The 19,248-nt window shown below is 66.8% G+C and carries 20 protein-coding genes and 2 tRNA genes; 15 read left to right on the forward strand and 7 right to left on the reverse strand.

Annotated features, from left to right (window positions below):
- Positions 1 to 133: 133 nt before the first annotated feature.
- The 9 genes from dnaA to LQ938_RS00045 all read left to right on the forward strand — a co-directional run bounded on the left by dnaA (position 134) and on the right by LQ938_RS00045 (position 10,251).
- Positions 134 to 1,543, forward strand: coding sequence for a chromosomal replication initiator protein DnaA (gene dnaA, locus LQ938_RS00005; RefSeq protein WP_223722013.1), 1,410 nt, complete (start codon positions 134 to 136; stop codon positions 1,541 to 1,543).
- 450 nt (positions 1,544 to 1,993) lie between these two features.
- Complete coding sequence (dnaN, locus tag LQ938_RS00010) at positions 1,994 to 3,142, forward strand: DNA polymerase III subunit beta (RefSeq protein ID WP_223722014.1); 1,149 nt, start codon at positions 1,994 to 1,996, stop codon at positions 3,140 to 3,142.
- A 46-nt stretch (positions 3,143 to 3,188) separates the two neighbouring features.
- A complete protein-coding gene (gene recF, locus LQ938_RS00015; RefSeq protein ID WP_223722015.1) occupies positions 3,189 to 4,349 on the forward strand; it encodes a DNA replication/repair protein RecF in 1,161 nt (386 codons plus the stop codon).
- The gene (locus LQ938_RS00020) at positions 4,336 to 4,821 is read left to right on the forward strand and encodes a DUF721 domain-containing protein (protein ID WP_223722016.1); all 486 of its coding nucleotides are present in this window, start codon (positions 4,336 to 4,338) and stop codon (positions 4,819 to 4,821) included. Before recF ends, LQ938_RS00020 begins: the two co-directional genes overlap by 14 nt.
- A 121-nt stretch (positions 4,822 to 4,942) precedes the next feature.
- Positions 4,943 to 6,976 (forward strand): DNA topoisomerase (ATP-hydrolyzing) subunit B, encoded by a 2,034-nt coding sequence (gene gyrB / locus LQ938_RS00025; protein ID WP_223722017.1) that lies wholly within the window; start codon positions 4,943 to 4,945, stop codon positions 6,974 to 6,976.
- Positions 6,977 to 7,067: 91 nt separating this feature from the next.
- On the forward strand, positions 7,068 to 9,620 hold the full coding sequence (gene gyrA, locus LQ938_RS00030; RefSeq protein WP_223722018.1) for a DNA gyrase subunit A: 2,553 nt from the start codon (positions 7,068 to 7,070) through the stop codon (positions 9,618 to 9,620).
- Entirely contained in the window at positions 9,617 to 10,021 is a 405-nt protein-coding gene (locus tag LQ938_RS00035; protein WP_223722019.1) for a DUF3566 domain-containing protein, read from the forward strand. The genes gyrA and LQ938_RS00035 overlap by 4 nt, the downstream gene beginning before the upstream one ends.
- A gap of 71 nt (positions 10,022 to 10,092) precedes the next feature.
- Positions 10,093 to 10,169: transfer RNA gene (locus LQ938_RS00040), tRNA-Ile, on the forward strand.
- A gap of 9 nt (positions 10,170 to 10,178) precedes the next feature.
- Positions 10,179 to 10,251, forward strand: a tRNA-Ala gene (locus LQ938_RS00045).
- A gap of 118 nt (positions 10,252 to 10,369) precedes the next feature.
- Here LQ938_RS00045 and LQ938_RS00050 read toward each other — a convergent pair.
- The 3 genes from LQ938_RS00050 to LQ938_RS00060 are packed head-to-tail and all read right to left on the reverse strand — an operon-like array spanning position 10,370 to position 12,326.
- On the reverse strand, positions 10,370 to 11,617 hold the full coding sequence (locus tag LQ938_RS00050) for a hypothetical protein (protein ID WP_223722020.1): 1,248 nt from the start codon (positions 11,615 to 11,617) through the stop codon (positions 10,370 to 10,372).
- Positions 11,614 to 11,934, reverse strand: a complete 321-nt coding sequence (locus LQ938_RS00055; RefSeq protein ID WP_223722021.1) for a hypothetical protein — start codon at positions 11,932 to 11,934, stop codon at positions 11,614 to 11,616. The genes LQ938_RS00050 and LQ938_RS00055 overlap by 4 nt, the downstream gene beginning before the upstream one ends.
- A 20-nt stretch (positions 11,935 to 11,954) precedes the next feature.
- Positions 11,955 to 12,326: a hypothetical protein gene (locus LQ938_RS00060; RefSeq protein WP_223722022.1), complete on the reverse strand. Its 372-nt coding sequence runs from the start codon at positions 12,324 to 12,326 to the stop codon at positions 11,955 to 11,957.
- Between the two features lie 80 nt (positions 12,327 to 12,406).
- Between LQ938_RS00060 and LQ938_RS00065 the strand changes: the two genes are divergently transcribed.
- On the forward strand, positions 12,407 to 12,832 hold the full coding sequence (locus LQ938_RS00065) for an NUDIX hydrolase (RefSeq protein WP_223722023.1): 426 nt from the start codon (positions 12,407 to 12,409) through the stop codon (positions 12,830 to 12,832).
- Between the two features lie 18 nt (positions 12,833 to 12,850).
- Here LQ938_RS00065 and LQ938_RS00070 read toward each other — a convergent pair whose 3' ends face one another.
- Both LQ938_RS00070 and LQ938_RS00075 read right to left on the reverse strand, forming a co-directional pair.
- The gene (locus LQ938_RS00070; protein ID WP_223722024.1) at positions 12,851 to 13,336 is read right to left on the reverse strand and encodes an aminoacyl-tRNA deacylase; all 486 of its coding nucleotides are present in this window, start codon (positions 13,334 to 13,336) and stop codon (positions 12,851 to 12,853) included.
- On the reverse strand, positions 13,333 to 13,914 hold the full coding sequence (locus LQ938_RS00075) for a DNA helicase (protein WP_223722025.1): 582 nt from the start codon (positions 13,912 to 13,914) through the stop codon (positions 13,333 to 13,335). The genes LQ938_RS00070 and LQ938_RS00075 overlap by 4 nt, the downstream gene beginning before the upstream one ends.
- Before the next feature lie 98 nt (positions 13,915 to 14,012).
- Between LQ938_RS00075 and LQ938_RS00080 the strand changes: the two genes are divergently transcribed.
- Positions 14,013 to 14,570, forward strand: a complete 558-nt coding sequence (locus LQ938_RS00080) for a peptidylprolyl isomerase (protein ID WP_223722026.1) — start codon at positions 14,013 to 14,015, stop codon at positions 14,568 to 14,570.
- 13 nt (positions 14,571 to 14,583) lie between these two features.
- The gene (locus LQ938_RS00085; RefSeq protein WP_223722027.1) at positions 14,584 to 15,459 is read left to right on the forward strand and encodes a rhomboid family intramembrane serine protease; all 876 of its coding nucleotides are present in this window, start codon (positions 14,584 to 14,586) and stop codon (positions 15,457 to 15,459) included.
- Between the two features lie 67 nt (positions 15,460 to 15,526).
- On the opposite strand, the gene LQ938_RS00090 is transcribed toward LQ938_RS00085, so the two are convergent.
- Entirely contained in the window at positions 15,527 to 15,763 is a 237-nt protein-coding gene (locus tag LQ938_RS00090) for a cell division protein CrgA (RefSeq protein ID WP_223722028.1), read from the reverse strand.
- 81 nt (positions 15,764 to 15,844) lie between these two features.
- Here LQ938_RS00090 and LQ938_RS00095 point away from each other — a divergent pair, with 81 nt between their 5' ends.
- From LQ938_RS00095 to LQ938_RS00105, 3 genes are read left to right on the forward strand one after another with little or no spacing between them, the layout of a single operon-like run.
- Positions 15,845 to 16,654, forward strand: a complete 810-nt coding sequence (locus tag LQ938_RS00095) for a class E sortase (protein ID WP_223722029.1) — start codon at positions 15,845 to 15,847, stop codon at positions 16,652 to 16,654.
- On the forward strand, positions 16,654 to 16,809 hold the full coding sequence (locus LQ938_RS00100) for a hypothetical protein (RefSeq protein ID WP_223722030.1): 156 nt from the start codon (positions 16,654 to 16,656) through the stop codon (positions 16,807 to 16,809). The genes LQ938_RS00095 and LQ938_RS00100 overlap by 1 nt, the downstream gene beginning before the upstream one ends.
- Entirely contained in the window at positions 16,806 to 17,483 is a 678-nt protein-coding gene (locus LQ938_RS00105) for an anthranilate synthase component II (RefSeq protein WP_223722031.1), read from the forward strand. Before LQ938_RS00100 ends, LQ938_RS00105 begins: the two co-directional genes overlap by 4 nt.
- Here LQ938_RS00105 and pknB read toward each other — a convergent pair.
- Complete coding sequence (gene pknB, locus LQ938_RS00110; RefSeq protein ID WP_223722032.1) at positions 17,464 to 19,170, reverse strand: Stk1 family PASTA domain-containing Ser/Thr kinase; 1,707 nt, start codon at positions 19,168 to 19,170, stop codon at positions 17,464 to 17,466. The two genes, LQ938_RS00105 and pknB, sit on opposite strands and share 20 nt — an antisense overlap.
- Between the last annotated feature and the right edge of the window lie 78 nt (positions 19,171 to 19,248).

Genomic DNA, 19,248 nt, shown 5'->3' on the forward strand with positions numbered 1-19,248 from the left:
TTATCCACAGCTTGGGGACAACTCCGACGACACGACACACCCCCGGAACTACAGTGGAGTTTGCTCTGCGACGCCACCGTAGCTAGCGTTGCTCCGGCACTTATCCACAGGGGCTGAAGCCGAGAAGGAGACCATGTCAGCGCAGGAGTCTCCCGACGTCCCCGTGTGGTCGGACGCACTACGCATCCTCTCGAAGGACGACCGCGTCTCGCCGCAGATGCACGGGTTCCTGGCCCTCGCGGTTCCGCAGGGGATCATGGCCGGCACCCTGTACCTCGACGTCCCGAACGACCTGACCGCCGCCCAGCTCAACAAGCGGCTAAGGTCGGTCATCCTCGAGGCTCTCGCCCAGGCATCCACCGGCGACGAGGTCAGCGCATTCCGCGTCGTCGTGAACCCCGAACTCATCGACGCCCACCTGTCTGCGCCCCTCGCCGTGCAGACGTCTCCGATCGAGACGGCGCCGGCGCCCGTAGAGGAACGTGTCGACATCGCCCCGAGCGGACGCGCCGACACGCGACTGAATCCCAAATACACCTTCGACCGCTTCGTCATCGGACAGTCGAACCGCTTCGCCCACGCCGCGGCGGTCGCCGTCGCAGAAGCACCGGCGAAGGCGTACAACCCGCTCTTCATCTACGGCGACTCCGGGCTCGGTAAGACGCACCTGTTACATGCGATCGGCGACTACGCGTTGACCATGTATCCGGGCATCAAGGTGCGTTACGTCTCCAGCGAAGAGTTCACGAACGACTTCATCAACTCGATCGCCAACAACCGCGGGTCGGCGTTCCAGGCCCGTTACCGCGATGTCGACATCCTGCTGATCGACGACATCCAGTTCCTGCAGGGTCGCGCCGAGACCCAGGAAGCCTTCTTCCACACCTTCAACACGCTGCACGATCACGACAAACAGGTCGTGATCACGAGCGATGTGCCCCCGAAGCACCTCACCGGCTTCGAAGATCGGATGCGGAGTCGCTTCGAGTGGGGCCTGATCACCGATGTGCAGGCGCCCGACCTCGAGACGCGCATCGCGATCCTTCGCAAGAAGGCCCAGAACGAGCGTCTCCAGATCCCCGACGAGGTGCTGGAGTACATCGCAACGGTCGTCTCGAGCAACATCCGCGAACTCGAGGGTGCGCTCATCCGCGTCTCCGCATTCGCGAGCTTGAACCGCTCGACCCTCGACATGTCCCTCGCGCAGCAGGTGCTCCGCGACATCATCGACCAGGACGACGCCAACGTCATCTCGCCGACCGACATCATCACCGCGACCGCCCAGTACTTCAAGCTCTCCGTCGACGACCTCTACGGGTCGAGCCGGTCGCAGGCGATTGCAACGGCACGCCAGATCGCGATGTATCTGTGCCGCGAGCGCACGAACCTGTCGCTGCCGAAGATCGGCCAACTGTTCGGCAACCGTGATCACACGACCGTCATGTACGCGTACAAGAAGATCAGCGACCTCATGAAAGAGCGTCGCTCGATCTACAACCAGGTCTCCGAGATCACCACCCAGCTGGGCCGCGTCGGTCGCTGAGCCCCTCGCCGTGCCTCGCGCGGATGCGGTCGACCTCGAACCGGGGGCCGTTCGGCGCGCCGTGACGGCCCGACTTGACAGCGCCCCGGGTCGTGCCGACAATCCGCTTTACACAGTGTGGAAAACCTGTGGATAACTGTGAGCCACGCCGCCCGGAATGTGAACTGCAGGTGGTCGACCTGTGGACAACGTTCGTGAGGGGGGTATCCGGTGAATGACACTTCGACAGCGGTTTCCTCAGGGATTCCACAACTCACACGCGTGTAGTTCCCGCTCGCCGACAGTCATCCACCGAGTTATCCACAGTTCCCACAGCTGTTAACAAGATGAATATCCCTTTCTCATTGAAAACCCTTCGATCACCTTTACAGCGGATCGATCGCCGGTCTTCGCGCCCCTCAACGGCGGCACTAGCATGGGAAGGCCCAGCCCGTCACCGAGGGAGCGTCCGTGAAGTTCCACGTCAATCGCGATGTATTCAGCGAAGCTGTGTCCTTCGTGGTCAAGCTCCTGCCCCAGCGGAACCCGCAGCCGATCCTGGCCGGTGTTCTGATCGAGGCATCGGCCGAGGGGCTTTCGCTCTCGGCCTTCGACTACGAGGCATCCGCCCGAACGACGATCGATGCCACGGTCGACGAACCCGGCACGATCCTGGTGCACGGCCGATTGCTCTCCGACATCGCGAGCCGCCTTCCGAACGCGCCGATTCAGATAACGGTCGACGATGACGGGATTCTGCTGACCTGCGGTTCCGCGCGATTCACTCTTGCGTCCATGCCGGTGCAGGAATATCCCGCGATTCCCGAGGTCAGCGGCGAGTCCGGCCTGGTTCCGGCCGATGACTTCGCCACCGCGATCGCTCAGGTCGCCTTCGCAGCGTCCCGAGATGACGTCACCCCGGTGCTCACGGGTGTTCAGCTCGAGGTCAGTGGCAACCAGCTCAGCCTCGTCGCCACCGACCGCTACCGCGTGGCGCTCCGCCAGATTCCGTGGGACGGCCCGGCCGTCGCCGAGGGCGAGACCACGACGGCCCTCGTGCCGGCGCGCACCCTGCAGGAGGTCGGAAAGACCTTCTCGCACGGCGAGAACATCTCGATCGCCTTCTCGGGGTCCGGAGATCGCGAGATCATCGCGTTCACCTCCGGCAACAAGACCGTCACCTCGCTGCTGATTAAGGGCAATTTCCCGCCCGTGCGCCGCTTGTTCCCCGAGCAGACCGACCACCACGCCGTGGTCAACACCGCCGAACTCGCCGAAGCCGTGCGTCGTGTGGCTCTCGTGCTCGACCGTTCCGCGCCATTGCGTTTCACGTTCGGCGCCGAGGGCGTGGCCATGGAGGCATCCGGCACCGAGCAGGCCCGCGCCTCTGAGTCGGTCGACTCGACGCTGACCGGCGAAGACGTCACGTTGGGCCTCAACCCGCAGTACCTGCTCGAGGCTCTGGCAGCCGTGCGCAGCGAGTTCACCCGCGTGACTTTCACGTCGAGCGACAACGCCAACAAGTTGAGCCCGATCCTCGTCACCCCCCAGACCTCGGTCGACAAGGGCGGCGAGGGCTCGTTCAAGTACCTGCTCCAGCCGAACCTGTTGCTCCGCTGATCGATCGGGCCAGGCCGGAGTCGGCGGCCCCGGGTAGTCTGACCCGGTGATCGTGGAGCAGCTGAGTCTTGTCGACTTCCGCAACTACGCACACGCTGAACTCGCTCTGGCGCCGGGTGCCAACCTGCTGGTCGGCCGCAACGGTCAAGGAAAGACGAACCTCGTCGAGGCCATCACCTACCTCGCGACTCTCGGGTCGCACCGGGTCTCGGCCGACGCCCCGCTCGTGCGTTCGGGGGCGGATGCGGCGATCGTTCGCACGCGACTCGCACACGGAGAGCGTCGTGTGATCCTCGAGATCCAGATCAACAAGCAGGGGTCGAACAAGGCGCGCGTCGGCGGCGCTCCGGTGCGCAGTTCCGAACTCCCCCGTTACGCGCAGGTCGTGCTCTTCGCTCCGGAAGACCTGCAGATCGTTCGTGGTGATCCCTCGGCCCGCCGCCGTTTCGCGGATCAGCTGCTCGTGCAGCGCGCCCCGCGCATGTCGGGGGTGCTCGGCGACTACGACCGGGTGCTCCGGCAACGCACCGCCCTGCTCAAATCGGCTCGCGCCCGCGGGCTCCGCGCCGAGGCGCTGCCGACCCTCGACGTGTGGGACGACAAGCTCATCGCGCTCGGTACCGAGATCATCGAGGCGCGGGCGCGCCTCGCTCGGGAACTGCATCCGCCGCTGGTCGAGGCGTACGCCGCCATCGCCGGCGCCGACCACTCCCCCGAGATCGAGTGGGCGACGTCCATCGCCGGTGCCGATCCCGAAGAAGACACGGCCGCGACGACCATTGTCGCGTCCGGTGACACGGCGGAGGCCTTCCGTGCCGCGCTGACGGCGAAGCGGTCGGCCGAGATCGAGCGCGGCGTCACGCTCGTCGGACCCCACCGCGACGATCTCGTGCTCCGCATCCGCTCGCTTCCGGTGAAGGGATACGCGTCGCACGGCGAATCGTGGTCGGTCGCGTTGGGCTTGCGCCTCGCCTCCGCGCAGCTTCTTCGCGCCGAGAGCTCGCTGGGCGACCCGATCGTGATCCTCGATGACGTGTTCGCCGAGCTCGACGCCGATCGGCGGATGCGCCTTGCGACGCTGGTCGGCGACTTCCAACAGGTGATCGTGACGGCGGCGGTCGAAGCAGACGTGCCGGCCGGTCTCCGCGGCCGCACCGTACGGATCGACGCCGGACAGATTCGGGAGGTCGACGATGACGGACGATGACATCCCCGAGACGATGGCGACCTACCTGCGGCTGCGTGGACTCGAACCGACGAGCCGGAAGGGTGCGCGGCGCAAGCGTCGCCTGCCGGGAGACGACAACGCACCCTTCACCCCCGGTCGCGATCCGCACGGACTCGGCGATGTGCTCGCGAAGTGGACCAAGCAGGCCGGCTGGGATCCGCTGCTCGCGCGAGAAGATCTCGTGCTGCAGTGGCGCGACGTCGCAGGAGATGAGACCGCTCAGCACACCCGGCCGGTGGGTCTGGATGCCGGTGTTCTCACGGTGCAGTGCGACTCCACGGCCTGGGCGCAGCAGCTTCGACTCATGCGCACGCACATCGTCACGCAGATCGCGCTGCGGTTCCCCGAAGCGGGGGTCGAGAACGTGCGCTTTGTCGGACCGGACGTCCCGTCCTGGAAATGGGGTCCCAGAGCCGTTCCAGGCCGGGGCCCTCGGGATACCTACGGATAACCCACGTACGGACGTACCTCTTCGCGTTTCGTGACGCTACACGGGCGTACACGCCCCGCGATCCGAGCCGACTTGATAGAATCAAGAGGCCCCCTCTACTGAACCGGAGCGCTCGACACATATGACGTCCCCTACACCCCCCAGCGTTTCCGACAGCGAAGCGAAAAAGCGCGAACAAAGCGGTGATGAGTACGGCGCCGACAACATTCAGGTGCTGGAGGGGCTCGAGGCGGTTCGCAAGCGCCCGGGCATGTACATCGGCTCGACCGGGCCGCGCGGACTCCATCACCTGGTCTACGAGATCGTCGACAACTCGGTCGATGAGGCCCTCGCCGGGTACTGCGACCGCATCGAGGTAACGATCCTCGCCGACGGTGCAGTGCGTGTCGTCGACAACGGCCGCGGCATCCCCGTCGACATCCACAAGGCCGAGGGAAAGTCGACCGTCGAGGTCGTGCTCACGGTTCTGCACGCCGGCGGCAAGTTCGGCGGCGGCGGATACGCGGTCTCGGGCGGACTGCACGGCGTCGGTTCCTCCGTTGTGAACGCGCTGTCCACGCGCCTCGATGTCGAGGTGCGTCGTCAGGGATCCGTCTGGCGTCAGTCGTACGCCGGGGGCGGCGTGCCGCAGGCACCGCTCGCGCAAGAAGAAGACAGCGTCGACACCGGCACGACGATCACGTTCTGGCCCGACCCGGAGATCTTCGAGTCGGTCGAGTTCGACTACGACACCCTCCGCACCCGCTTCCAGCAGATGGCGTTCCTGAACAAGGGCCTCGCGATCTCGCTGCGCGACGAGCGCACCGAGCACTCGGTCGATGACGAGGTCGACGGCCAGCTCGTGGCCACGCAGCCGCACGACGAGTTCCTCTACGAGCGGGGCCTCGTGGACTACGTCGAGTACCTGAACCGTGTGCGCAAGTCCGAGCCGGTCAACGACCAGATCATCGACTTCGAGACCGAAGACACCGAGCGCAAGATCGCGCTGGAGCTCGCGATGCAGTGGACGACGTCGTACACGGAGAACGTCTTCACCTACGCGAACACGATCAACACGCACGAGGGCGGTACGCACGAAGAGGGCTTCCGTGCCGCGCTGACCACGCTCGTGAACAAGTACGCGCGCGCGCAGAACATGCTCAAGGAGAAGGATGACAACCTCTCCGGCGACGATGTGCGCGAGGGGCTGACCGCGGTCATCTCGGTGAAGCTGTCGGAGCCGCAGTTCGAGGGCCAGACGAAGACCAAGCTCGGTAACACCGAGGCGAAGGCCTTCGTCCAGAAGGTCGTCGGCGATCAGCTCGGTGACTGGTTCGATCGCAACCCGCAGCAGGCGAAGAACATCGTCCGCAAGGCGATGGATGCGAACACCGCACGTCTCGCGGCCCGTAAAGCCCGCGAGACCGCGCGACGCAAGAGCGTCTTCGAGTCGGCATCCATGCCCGACAAGCTGAAGGACTGCACGAGCAAGGACGCGTCGATCAGTGAGATCTTCCTCGTCGAGGGTGACTCGGCCGGTGGCTCGGCGGTGCAGGGTCGCGACCCGCACACGCAGGCGATCCTGGCCCTTCGCGGCAAGATCCTGAACGTCGAGCGCGCACGCCTCGACCGTGCCCTCGGCAACAACGAGGTGCAGGCCATGATCCAGGCCTTCGGAACCGGCATCGGCGAGGACTTCTCGATCGAGAAGGCGCGCTATCACAAGATCGTCCTGATGGCGGATGCCGACGTCGACGGCCAGCACATCACGACGCTTCTGCTGACTCTCCTGTTCCGCTACATGCGCGGTCTCATCGAGGCCGGTTACGTCTACCTCGCGCAGCCGCCGCTGTACCGACTCAAGTGGTCGAACTCGCCCCACGAGTACGTCTACAGCGATGCCGAGCGCGACGCGCTGCTCGCCGCCGGTGTCGCGGGGAACAAGCGCATCCCGAAAGACAACGGCATCCAGCGTTACAAGGGTCTCGGTGAGATGAACGCGAAGGAGCTGTGGGAGACGACGATGAACCCCGCCACCCGCACGCTTCTGCAGGTCACGATCGACGATGCGGCCGCCGCGGACGAGATCTTCTCGACCCTGATGGGCGAGGACGTCGAGTCCCGTCGCACCTTCATCCAGCGCAACGCCAAGGACGTCCGCTTCCTCGACATCTGATACTTCGTCTCGGCGCTGTGCGCCTCGTTCAGCATCCGGTCCCTGAACGAGCGAAGCGAGACGAAGGGCCCACGGGAGAATAGACAGGTACATGACTGACGAAGAGCGCCCCAACGAGGCACCCGAGCACGACCACGGCAGGATCGACCAGGTCGACCTACAGTCGGAGATGCAGCGCAGCTACCTCGACTACGCGATGAGCGTCATCGTCGGACGCGCGCTGCCGCGCGTCGAAGACGGACTGAAGCCCGTTCACCGTCGCGTGATCTACGGCATGTACGACGGCGGATTCCGCCCCGACAAGTCGTTCTCGAAGTGCGCGCGCGTCGTCGGCGAGGTGATGGGTCAGTACCACCCGCACGGTGACTCGCCGATCTACGACGCCCTCGTGCGTCTCGTGCAGCCGTGGTCGCTGCGCTACCCGCTGGCCCTCGGTCAAGGAAACTTCGGTTCGCCGGGCAACCAGGGCGCCGCCGCCCCGCGGTACACCGAGACGAAGATGGCTCCGCTCGCGCTCGAGATGGTGCGCGACATCGAAGAGGACACCGTCGATTTCGTCGACAACTATGACGGTCAGACGCAGGAGCCGGTCGTTCTGCCGGCCCGATTCCCGAACCTGCTGGTCAACGGCTCGGTCGGCATCGCGGTCGGTATGGCCACCAACATCCCGCCGCACAACCTCCGCGAGGTGTCCGACGGTGTGCTGTGGGCCCTCGATCACCCCGAGGCCACGCACGAGGAGCTCCTCGAGGCCCTCATGCAGCGGATCAAGGGACCGGACTTTCCGACCTCCGCGCAGATCCTCGGTACCCGGGGAATCCAGGAGGCGTACCGCACGGGCCGCGGCTCGATCACGATGCGCGCCGTCGTCAACATCGAAGAGATCCAGGGCCGCACGTGCCTCGTGGTCACCGAGTTGCCGTACCAGGTGAACCCCGACAACGTGGCGGTGAAGATCCGCGATCTCGCCCGCGACGGCAAGATCACCGGAATCGCCGACATCCGCGACGAGTCGAGCGATCGCACGGGTCAGCGCCTGGTCGTCGTGCTCAAGCGCGACGCCGTCGCGAAGGTCGTGCTGAACAACCTGTACAAGCACACGCAGCTGCAAGACAACTTCGGCGCGAACATGCTCGCGATCGTCGACGGCGTGCCCCGCACGCTCTCGCTCGACGGGTTCGTGACGTACTGGATCGCTCACCAGATCGACGTCATCGTGCGCCGCACGGCGTACCGCCTGCGCAAAGCCGAAGAGCGCATGCACATCCTGCGCGGGTACCTCAAGGCGCTCGACGCGCTCGACGAGGTCATCGCGCTCATCCGCGCGTCGGCGACGGTCGACGACGCGCGCGGCGGACTGAAGAGACTGCTCGAGATCGATGACGTGCAGGCGGACGCGATCCTCGCGATGCAGCTGCGTCGCCTGGCGGCTCTCGAGCGCCAGAAGATCATCGACGAGGCCACCGAGCTTCAGACGCAGATCGCCGACTACCAGGACATCCTGCAGAGCCGCGAACGTCAGAATGCGATCGTCCGTGCCGAACTCACCGAGATCGTCGCGAAGTACGGCGACGAGCGGCGCACGCAGATCCTCTTCGGTTTCGACGGCGACATGTCGGTCGAAGACCTGATTCCCGAAGAGGAAATGGTCGTCACGATCACGCGCGCCGGGTACATCAAGCGCACCCGTAGCGACAACTACCGCTCGCAGCACCGCGGCGGCAAGGGCGTCAAGGGTGCGCAGCTGCGCGCGGACGACGTCGTGGAGCACTTCTTCGTCACGACCACGCACCACTGGTTGCTGTTCTTCACGACCAAGGGCCGCGTGTACCGCGCCAAGGCGTACGAGGTGCCGGAGGCCGGCCGCGACGCGAAGGGCCAGCACGTCGCGAACCTGCTCGCCCTGCAGCCGGACGAAGAGATCGCGCAGATCCTCGACATCCGCGACTACGCGGCTGCCTCCTATCTCGTGCTGGCCACTCGCGGCGGCCTCGTGAAGAAGACGCGCCTCACCGAGTACGACACGAACCGCCAGGGCGGCGTCATCGCGATCAAGCTGCGCGAGGACGACGAGCTCGTCAGTGCGCTGCTCGTCGACGAGACCGACGACATCCTGCTGGTCAGCCGTCACGGCATGTCGCTGCGCTTCACCGCCACCGATTCGTCGCTGCGCCCGATGGGCCGCTCGACCGAGGGCGTGAAGGGCATGTCGTTCCGCGACGTCGACAGCCTGCTGTCCGCATCCGTCGCAAGCCATGACGGCGACGTCTTCGTGGTGACCGAGGGCGGGTACGCGAAGCGCACAGATGTCGACCAGTACCGGGTGCAGAGCCGCGGCGGCCTGGGCATCAAGGTGGCCAAGTTGAACGACGATCGAGGGGTCCTCGCGGGCGCTCTGATCGTCGGTGACGACGACGAGGTCCTCGTGGTTCTTGCCAGCGGCAAGGTGGTACGCTCTGCCGTGGCCGAGGTGCCTGCCAAGGGTCGCGACACGATGGGTGTGGTCTTCGCTCGTCCCGACGACGATGACCGGATCATCGCGATCGCTCGGAACTCCGAGCGACGACTGGCCGCAGTCATCGACGAAGCCGCGGATGCAGCGGATGCGTCCTCCCCCGTCCCCGACGAAAGTACTGAGGCATGAGCACGGTAGCCGACAAGCTCGCCAAGAAATCGAGCAGCAAGACCAGCGCCAAGCAGGTTCGCCTTCGTCTCGTCTACGTCGACTTCTGGTCGGCCGTGAAGCTGTCGTTCCTCGCGGCGGTGTCGCTCGCGATCGTGACGGTGGTCTCGTTCTTCCTGGTCTACATGATCGTGCAGACCACGGGCCTGATCGGCAAGGCCGACGAGTTCTTCGCTTCGTTCTCCGACGGCTCGCTCTCGCTCAGCCAGTTCGTGGGCCTGCCCCAGGTGATGGCATTCGCGGCGGTCGTCGCGATCTTGAACCTGGTCGTCATCACCGTGCTCGGTGCGGTGGTGGCCGGCATCTACAACCTCGCGGTGAAGGTGACCGGCGGACTGCTCGTCGGGTTCACCTCGAACTGACCCGCGATTCGTGAAATCCCGTCGCGTCCGGTAAAGTCTTGGAGGTTGGCGGCGCGAGTCGGCAGCGATTCGGGGCTATAGCTCAGTTGGTTAGAGCGCTTCACTGATAATGAAGAGGTCCCAGGTTCAAATCCTGGTAGCCCCACCATCCAGCCCCGGGGCCTTAGCTCAGTTGGTAGAGCGCCTGCTTTGCAAGCAGGATGTCAGGAGTTCGAATCTCCTAGGCTCCACAGATGCGAGAAGGACCGGCCCGTCAGGGTCGGTCCTTCTCGCATTATTCGGGTTCTGTGATTGGAACCGTGAGCCTAGCGAACGGTCGATGGGCCCCCGCGCGTGTGGGTTGCGCGATCAGTCGGTCTCGTCGTCGTCAAAGGCTTCGAGCACGATTTCCAGGCGCGGGCGCCGCATACCGAGACCGCCGCTGCGCTGGCCGCCTTCGCGGGCGCCCGACATCGCTCCGGGCGGCATCATCATCCGGTTGCTCGCTCCGGCTCCGGACGCAGCACTGGCGGTCGTCGAGACCGCGGCCGCGGTCGCCATTCCGGTGATTCCGGACGTGTGCATACCGGTCCCCGCGACCGAACCCTGTCCGCCCAAGGCGGTGATCGAACCCCCGCCGCCGGCGTTGATGGACCCGGGCGTTCCCCCGGTGCCGGAGACGGTTCCTCCCGACATCGGGGCATCCGCGGTCAGATCCGCACCGATGCCGTCGATGCGGGTGACGCCGGACGGGCTGTAGTGCCAGGCATCCGCCGTCGAGTTCGCCCGAACCAGGTCGGCGTAGCCCGAGGCGCCGAGTCGCGTCGCGCCGGAGGCATCCGTGACCGTTCCGGCCGTGATCGACGCCGCCTGTGCGCTTCCGCCGAGGAGGGTCGACATCATCGCCCCCGTGTTGCCGAAGAGCGAACGGAGCTGGCCGACGAGCCCGGTGAGGGCCTTTACCGACTTCAGCACCTGCGTGAGTGGTCGCACGACCTTGTTCACGAGCTGGTTGACCTTGGTCACGACCCGCGCGATCGCGTACCCCATCCCCAGTCCCATGGAGGCGGCCACGACCGCCATCGCTTCGATCGCCACCGAGATCACCTGCGAGATCGCCTGCTTCACGATCCCCTGCATCCTCGTGACGAGCGTCGAGGCGCTGAGAAGACCGGTCGCCGCGGATTCCGCCCACTCGCCGGATGCGGCGAGGTGCCGCGAGGTGTCTTGCGCGAACCGGATGTACGTCGTCACCGTGTCGCCCGAAAGGCCCTCGAGATCGCGGAGTCGCGATGTGAGCACCGAGCCCGTCTCGCGCATCGTCGCGCCGGCGGACGTCCACTGCCGCGCGACCGACGCGACATTGGACTCGCTGCCGGCCAGCTGCTCGAGCCAGGTGCTGAGCGGCTTGATGTGGTTCATGACCCACCCGAGGCCGCAACTGGCGATCGTGCCGATCGGATCGCTGAGCGCCGCTCCGGCATTACCGAGCGTGTCGAGGAACGCGATCCCCCCGTCGAGCCAGTTGCCCTCGCGGACGGCGGACGACAGCGTGCGTCCGTCGTCGAGGAGCCGGCTGCCCGAGTACGGCGAGATGAAGGCGGCGCCGGTGCTCACAGGCCGAGTCCGTTCTCGAGGTCACGCAGTGTCGTCACGGTGTCGTCTTCGAACTGCTCCCACTGCGCCGCGGTGCCGCGGAGCTCCCCCGCCGTCCGCAGAAGCAGCGACTCGTCGGCGCCGAGAAGCCCGGATGCGGCCGCCGACATGGCCAGACTCGGCGGCACGAGGAACGCGCACAGGATGCCGAACGCACCGGACGCCAGGTCGCCGCCCTTCAGCACCGACAACGCGGATGTCACGTCGTTCGCCAGTGAATCCACGAACGCGGCGTGCTGGCGGAGCCGGTCGAAATCGAGGGCGATGTCTTCAGCCATGGAGGTCTCCTGATTGGTTTCTATGCGGTCGGGCCCGCAGAGCGGAGTTGGCGGGTGATCGGGTCGTCGGGTCCGAGAAGCTGCTCGACGGATTCGAGGGTCGCGCGACGGGAATCAGCTTCGGCCGCGCGGATGAGGCCCAGGATCTCGTGCGACAAGCGCTGGGCGCCTCGCCCCAGTGCGGGCTCCGAGATGCGCAGCGCCGTGACGCGCCCGGTCGAGTCGACCTCGAGCCGGATATCGCGACGCGGCGAAACGGCCTCGCCGCGTACCTGCGCGAGGGCTGCTTCGAACGCGGGCATCTTCGCGGCGCGCTCCTCACTGCGGCGGGCGTCGGCCTCGACCCGGGCGAGAACCTCATCGGGGTCCGCGTACACGTCATCAAAAGACACGTCGTCACCGTAAACCAGACCCGTGAACAGCGCGGAGAGTTATCCACAGGTCACACGGAGACGGTTATAGAGTCGCCCGCATGGATCTGCGCGTCGCGGCTTATGCGGTCATCACGGATGAGGATGACCGCATCCTGCTCGCCCACTGGATGGAGGGCCGCCACAGCGCCTGGACGCTCCCCGGCGGCGGCCTCGAAGCGGGCGAGGACCCCGAGCACGCGGCACGCCGCGAGATCCTGGAAGAGACCGGATACCGCGCGATGGTCGGACCGCTTCTCGGCATCCATTCGCGAGTGATCCCGGCGGGCCGGCGCATCGCCGAGTCCGAAGAGCCGTTGCACACGCTGCGGATCGTCTACCGGGGGCGGATCACCGGCGGCGAGCTCCGCGATGAGCTCGATGGATCGACCGACGAGGCACGGTGGTTCCCCGTGGCTGAGGTATCGGCGTTGCAGCGCGGAAAGCTCGTCGACATCGGCCTGCGGATGGCCGGGCTGCTCGACTGACCTCGCGGCGCGAGTGGTCTACGACGCGTCGGGAAGAGGCGCCGTGATGTCGGCAACCGTCGCCGACAGCGCAGCGATGAGCTCGTCTGCATCTGTGAACAGGCTGTACCCGTGGGCGCCCGCCCCCAGCGCGATGCGGCGACCCCGAATGCGCTCGTCCGCGAAAACAGGCCACGGATGCGTGCTCCCGAGCGGCACGATCGTGCCCCGCTCGTAGCCGGTCGCTGCCAGGGCGCGGTCCGCATCCGGCATGTGGAGCTTGTTCACCCCGACCACCGCGCGAAGCTTCGGCCACGAGATCGCCCGGTCACCGGGAACCAGGGCGAAAAGGTAGCTGCCGTCGCTTCTGCTGACGACCAGCGTCTTCACGATGTCGTCGGGCTCGAGGCCGAGAAGCGCCGCGGCTTCGGCGAGGCTGCCCGCTGCCGGGCGTTCGACGAGCTCGACGGAAAGACCGAGGGCGGATGCGGCCTGCCGCACCCGCCCCGTCGGATCTCCACTCACGCGTCAGGCGCGCGCAGCGGGTCGTCGGCGACCCAGAGCTCGTCGTCGGCGCGCAGCGTCTGCCAGGCGGCGTACAGCACGCCACCGGCGGCCACGACACCGAGGAGGATGGCGATGACGCCGCCCGCTCCGATGCCCTTCTTCTGCGGCTCGAGCGCCGACAGCTTGCCCGAGAGAGCCCGCGTCGCCTTCTTCGAGTACTTGGCGGCCTTCTTCTGGTACTTGGCCGTGTCGACCGAGATGCCCCGACCCGACGCGATGCGCGACCGCGTGTCGTTGGCGGCGTCCCACACCGACAGTGCGCCACCGACGAGCGCGCCGGCAGCCGGCACCACGTTCTCGGAGAGCACCTTGCGAGACACCTTCACGCCGCGGTCGACGTACGGAGCCGCGTAGCGGTCGTACCCGTCGTGCACGGCAGGCACGATCTGCTCGCGGTTGTAGTGGCCGATCTGTCGCCCGGCTTCGCGCGCGACGTCCGCGGCTTCACCGACGAGCACCTGCTGGGTTTCCCACACCTTCGTGGCGTGGTTCTGGAGCTTTCGAAGCTCCTTCTTCCGCTTGCGGCTGAGGCTCACGTGAGATCCCCCTATTCATGGGTTGTCGTCTGCTCATCCTGCCAGAGGAACCGGCCCGAGAAGGCGGGGCTTGCAGGGAACTCTGAGAGAATGTACCCATGGCCCAGCACACTGCCGTTGCAACGATCCACACCAACCACGGCGATATCGTCGTCAACCTGTTCGGCGATCACGCGCCGCGCACCGTCCAGAACTTCATCGGACTCTCCGACGGGTCCCAGTCCTGGACCGACCCGGCCACCGGCAAGCCCGGTGAAGGAGCGCTCTACTCCGACGTCGTGTTCCACCGCATCATCCCGAACTTCATGATCCAGGGCGGCGACCCGCTCGGTCAGGGCACGGGCGGACCCGGCTACAACTTCAACGACGAGATCCACCCCGAGCTCACCTTCCAGCAGCCCTACATCCTCGCAATGGCGAACGCGGGTCTGCGCCGCAACGCGATCACGGGCAAGGCCGAGGGCACCAACGGTTCGCAGTTCTTCATCACGACCGACCCGACCCCGTGGCTGCAGGGCAAGCACTCGATCTTCGGCGAGGTCGCGGATGACGCGTCCCGCGCCGTCGTCGACGCGATCGCCGCGGTGCCGACCGGTGCCGGCGACCGCCCGGTCGAGCCCGTCGTCATCTCCACGATCGACATCGCCACGGTCTGATCACCCTTCATCCGTGACGAACCCCGGGTTCGCGGCGAACCGCGACAACTTCTGCTATCGGCATCCGGACCGGCAGAGCTTCGTGCTCTGCCAGCGCTGCCTGCGAACGATCTGCCCTGAGTGTCAGACGCAGGCGGCGGTCGGGGTCATCTGCCCCGAGTGCCTCGCGGAACAGCGTCGCGATCAGACGCCCGCGCAGAAGAAGGCGCAGCGCCGGTGGAGCCGCGGCTCGGGGTCCGTCGCCCTCTCGGGAGACAAGCCCGTCGTCACTTACGCCATCATCGGCGTAACGGCGGCCATCTACGTTCTGCAGCTCCTCGTTCCGGGGTTGCAGAGTCTGCTTGCGTTCTACGCGGGCTCGCTCTATCCACAGCTGACCGGCGGACCCTTCGAGCCGTGGCGCTTACTCACGGCGGCGCTCGTGCATTCGTCGTTCTGGCATGTCGGCCTGAACATGCTCGCGCTTCTCATGATCGGCCGGAGCCTCGAGCCCGCGCTCGGCCGCGCTCGCTTCTTCGCGCTCTACGTGATCGGAGCGCTCGGCGGCTCCGTCGCGGTCGCCCTCATCGCACCGAACCAGTTCGTGGTCGGGGCGTCGGGCGCGATCTTCGCTCTGTTCGGGGCTTTTGTCGTGGTAGCCCGGCATCTCGGCGCGGAGATCGGCGGCATCCTGATCGTGCTCGGGATCAACCTCGTGATCGGGTTCATCCCCGGAATGGGGATCTCCTGGCAGGCCCACGTCGGTGGGCTGATCACGGGCGCCGTGATCGGACTGATCTTCGCTCGTACCCGGCAGCAGCGTCAACGCGGACTGCAGATCGGGCTGCTCGTCGCGTGGACCGTCGTGCTGATTCTGCTGCTGCTTGTGCCGCCGGTGCTGTACGGCTGAGTGGAGTTATCCACAGATTCATCCACACATGGGGATGAATCACACCGGTGTCATTCGGTCGGGCGGGTCAGCGCCAGCGCGTGGTCATCAGGAAGCCGACGAAGGCGATCCCGAAGCCGATGACGAGGTTCCATGCATCGATACCCGGGATCGGGAACTGCATTCCGCTCAGGTAGAACACCAGCACCCAGATGAGGCCGATGATCATCAGGCCGAGCATGATGGGTTTGAACCAGACGGGATTGGGTGCGGGCTCGCCGGACTGGGCGGGCGTGAGGTCCTCGTCGTTCTCCGGGCGTGCCATGAGGACATCTTAACCGGAGGGTCCCTATGGATCCGTGAACGCCCGGGGCTGATCGACATACGCGACGGTTAGAATCCCGGTGTGACCGACCAGCCAGCCGCGACCAGCCGCCGCGACCGCCGATCGACATCGCGCCGCCCGCGCCGCCGGGTGAGTGTGATCGGTGTCATCGGCGAGCTGCTGATCACCGCGGGTGTCGTCGCTCTGCTCTACGTCTCGTGGCAGATGTGGATCGGAGACATCATCTACGGCGCCGAGCGGGCGGATGAAGCGCAGGCGCTGTCGCAGCAGTGGCAGCAGGAGTACGAGGAGCAGGCCGCGGCATCCCCGGCGCCCACCGAGAGCTCCACGACAGAGCCCTCCTCGTCTGTGCCAACCGAGGTCGAACCGGTCGTGGCTCCGGAAGCCGCCGACGGAGAGACCTTCGGCACAATGTGGGTACCCCGATGGGGTCCGGACTACGCGATGAAGATCGCGGGAGGCACGTCCCGGGCTCGCACCCTCGATCCCATCGGCATTGGCCATTACCCGAGCACGCCCATGCCGGGAGCCGAGGGGAACGTCGCCCTCGCGGCGCACCGCACGACGTTCGGCAAACCGTTCAATCGGCTGGCGGATCTGCACGTCGGTGACGCGATCGTCATCGAGACGCAGGACGGCTGGTACACCTACCGCTTCCGGACGCTCGAATACGTCACGCCCGATCAGATCGAGGTGACCGCGCCCGTGCCGCAGCAGCCGGGGCTCGCCGCGAACGGCCGCTACCTGACCATGACGAGCTGCAGCCCCATGTATTCGCTCGCGGAGCGCATCATCGGCTACAGCGTGTTCGATTCCTTCACGCCGCGCTCGGCGGGCGCACCGGCATCTCTCACCGAGGCGGTCACCTGATGTACGCAGCGCTCTGGCGTGTTCTTCCCGGCCCGTGGTGGGTGCGGCTGTTCATCGTGCTGATTCTCGTCGCCGCGGTGCTCTACGGACTGTTCTTCTTCGTCTTCCCGTGGGCCGCCCCATTTCTCAACCCGCAAGAGGTCACCGTCGAGTGAGCGCGCCGGTGGCGCCGCATCCGATCCTCGTCGTCGACAACCACGACAGCTTCGTGCACACGTTGATCGGCTACTTCGAAGAGCTCGGTGCGACGGTGTCGGTGCGTGAAGCCGACGAGATCGATCCGGATGCGGCCGCGGCCGCCCTAAAGGGGTTCGCCGGTGTGGTGATCTCTCCCGGGCCGGGTGCCCCCGAGGACGCAGGCGCCTCGATTGCGGTGGTGCGGGCCGCAGCGGAGCGCGCGCTACCGCTTCTCGGTGTCTGCCTCGGCCACCAGGCGTTGGCCGTCGCCTACGGCGCGAGCGTGGCGCAGGCACCCGAACTCATGCACGGCATGACGTCGGCGGTGGAGCACGGCGGCACCGGGCTGTTCGCCGGCATCCCGTCGCCGTTCACGGGCGGGCGTTACCACTCGCTCTCGGTGCGCCCCGAGACGATCCCCGCCGATCTGGTCGTCACGGCGCGCACCGCCGAGGGCACGGTGATGGCGCTCGCGCATCGGACGCTGCCGCTCGTGGGCGTGCAGTTCCACCCCGAGAGCGTGCTGACCGAGCACGGATACCGCCTGTTGGGCGGCTGGCTCGAGTCGACCGGGCTGACGGATGCGGCGGCCCGTGGAGCGGAGATGTCTCCGCACCGGGGGCGCGCGGCGCTCAGCCCGAGCAGTGCGTGAGCGTGATCTCCGACTGGATCGGTACCTCGCCGGGCGCGAGCGACATGACCTTGACCGTGTTCGGGCTCGTCGCCGGGCACTCCGGGTCTTCTGCCTGAACGACGACGAGTCCGAGAGCTTCGATGTCGCGGGTGGCCGCGTCCAACGTGTAACCGGTGACGTCGTTGAGCACGACGCGTCCGCTCGCGACCCGCAGGTTGACGGTGGTGCCCACGGGAAGCTCGGTGCCCGCCGCGACTTCGCCGTCTGCCGTGAGTGCGGTCAAGACGATTCCGCCGGCGGTCTGCGGGTCGTTGACCGACGTGATGATGCCGACGGCGAGGCCGGAGCCGACCAGAGCGTCCCGTGCGGCCTGCTCGTTGAGCCCGGTGACCGGCGGCATCGCCGCCGTCTCCCTCCCCGTCGAGACGTAGACCGTGACGGTTTGACCCGGCTGCACCGAGGTGCCCGACGCCGGGTCGGTGCGCACGACATTTCCCTCAGCGATCTGCTCGTCCGGGACGGCCTGGCGAACAGCCACGAGGTCGTCGCCTTCGAGGACGTCGACCGCGCGTTCGTACGTCATGGTCGACACGTCCGGCACGATCCGGGCACTGTCGGGCACGTTGTCGTTCGGTCGGATGGTGAGCACCCAGAAGAGCACGGAGATCAGGAGTACCGCGAGCACCGCGACGCCCGACCAGATCCACGCGACCGGCGGGCCCGCCTGTGTGCGGCGCATCGTCGTGTCGGTGGAGAGCTGGCGCAGCGATCGCGCCGTCTCGGCGGCCTGGCGGGGGTTCGCCCCGTACAGCTCGCTCGTCAGCGCGCCGACCTTGCGCTTGCTCGGCGCCCGTCCGGTGAGCCCCTCTTCGACCGCGGCACGGAACGTCGGTGCGTCCTGGTACCGCTGGTACGGGTCCTTGGCGAGGGCGCGCAGCACCACGGCGTCGAGGCCGCGGGGGAGGTCGTCGACGATCTCGCTCGGCGGCGTCGGCGTCTCGCTGACGTGCTGGTACGCGACCGCGACCGGAGTCTCGCCGCGGAACGGCTGGCGCCCGGTCAGCATCTCGTACAGCACGACGCCGGTCGAGTAGAGGTCGGCGCGTGCGTCGACCGGTTCGCCCTTGGCCTGCTCGGGCGAGAAGTATGCGGCGGTGCCGAGGATCGTGGTGGTCTCGGCCACGGTGGAGGAGGAATCCGACACGGCGCGCGCGATACCGAAGTCCATGACCTTGACCTGGCCGGTCGGGGTCACCATCACGTTGCCGGGCTTGATGTCGCGGTGCACGACGCCGGCGCGGTGCGAGTACTCGAGAGCCTCGAGGATGCCATCTGTGTAGCGCACGGCATCCGCGGGAGACATGGGGCCCTCGGCGATGACGTCTTTCAGCAGCGCGCCGTGCACGAGTTCCATGACGATGAACGGAACCGGATGCACCGAGCCGTCGGGCGCGGTCTCGGTGCCCTCGCCGGCGTCGAAGACGCGGACGATCGCGGGATGCGCCATCCGCGACGCCGCCTGCGCCTCCAGACGGAAGCGAGTGCGGAACGCCGCATCCTCGGCGAGTTCGCGCTTCAGGATCTTGAGGGCCACCTCGCGGCCGAGGGTGACGTCGTACCCGCGGTACACGCTGGCCATGCCGCCGCGACCGATGAGCTCATCGACCCGGTACCGGCCCGCGAGCACAGGTGGTTCATCTGACACGGCGACTCCCTGGATGCAGCAACTATCAGCCTAACCGACCCGCCCTGGCGAAACCGTGGGCGGGTCGGTCAGGCGTGG

It is taken from the genome of Microbacterium sp. cx-55, from assembly GCF_021117345.1.
Classification (GTDB): Bacteria; Actinomycetota; Actinomycetes; order Actinomycetales; family Microbacteriaceae; genus Microbacterium.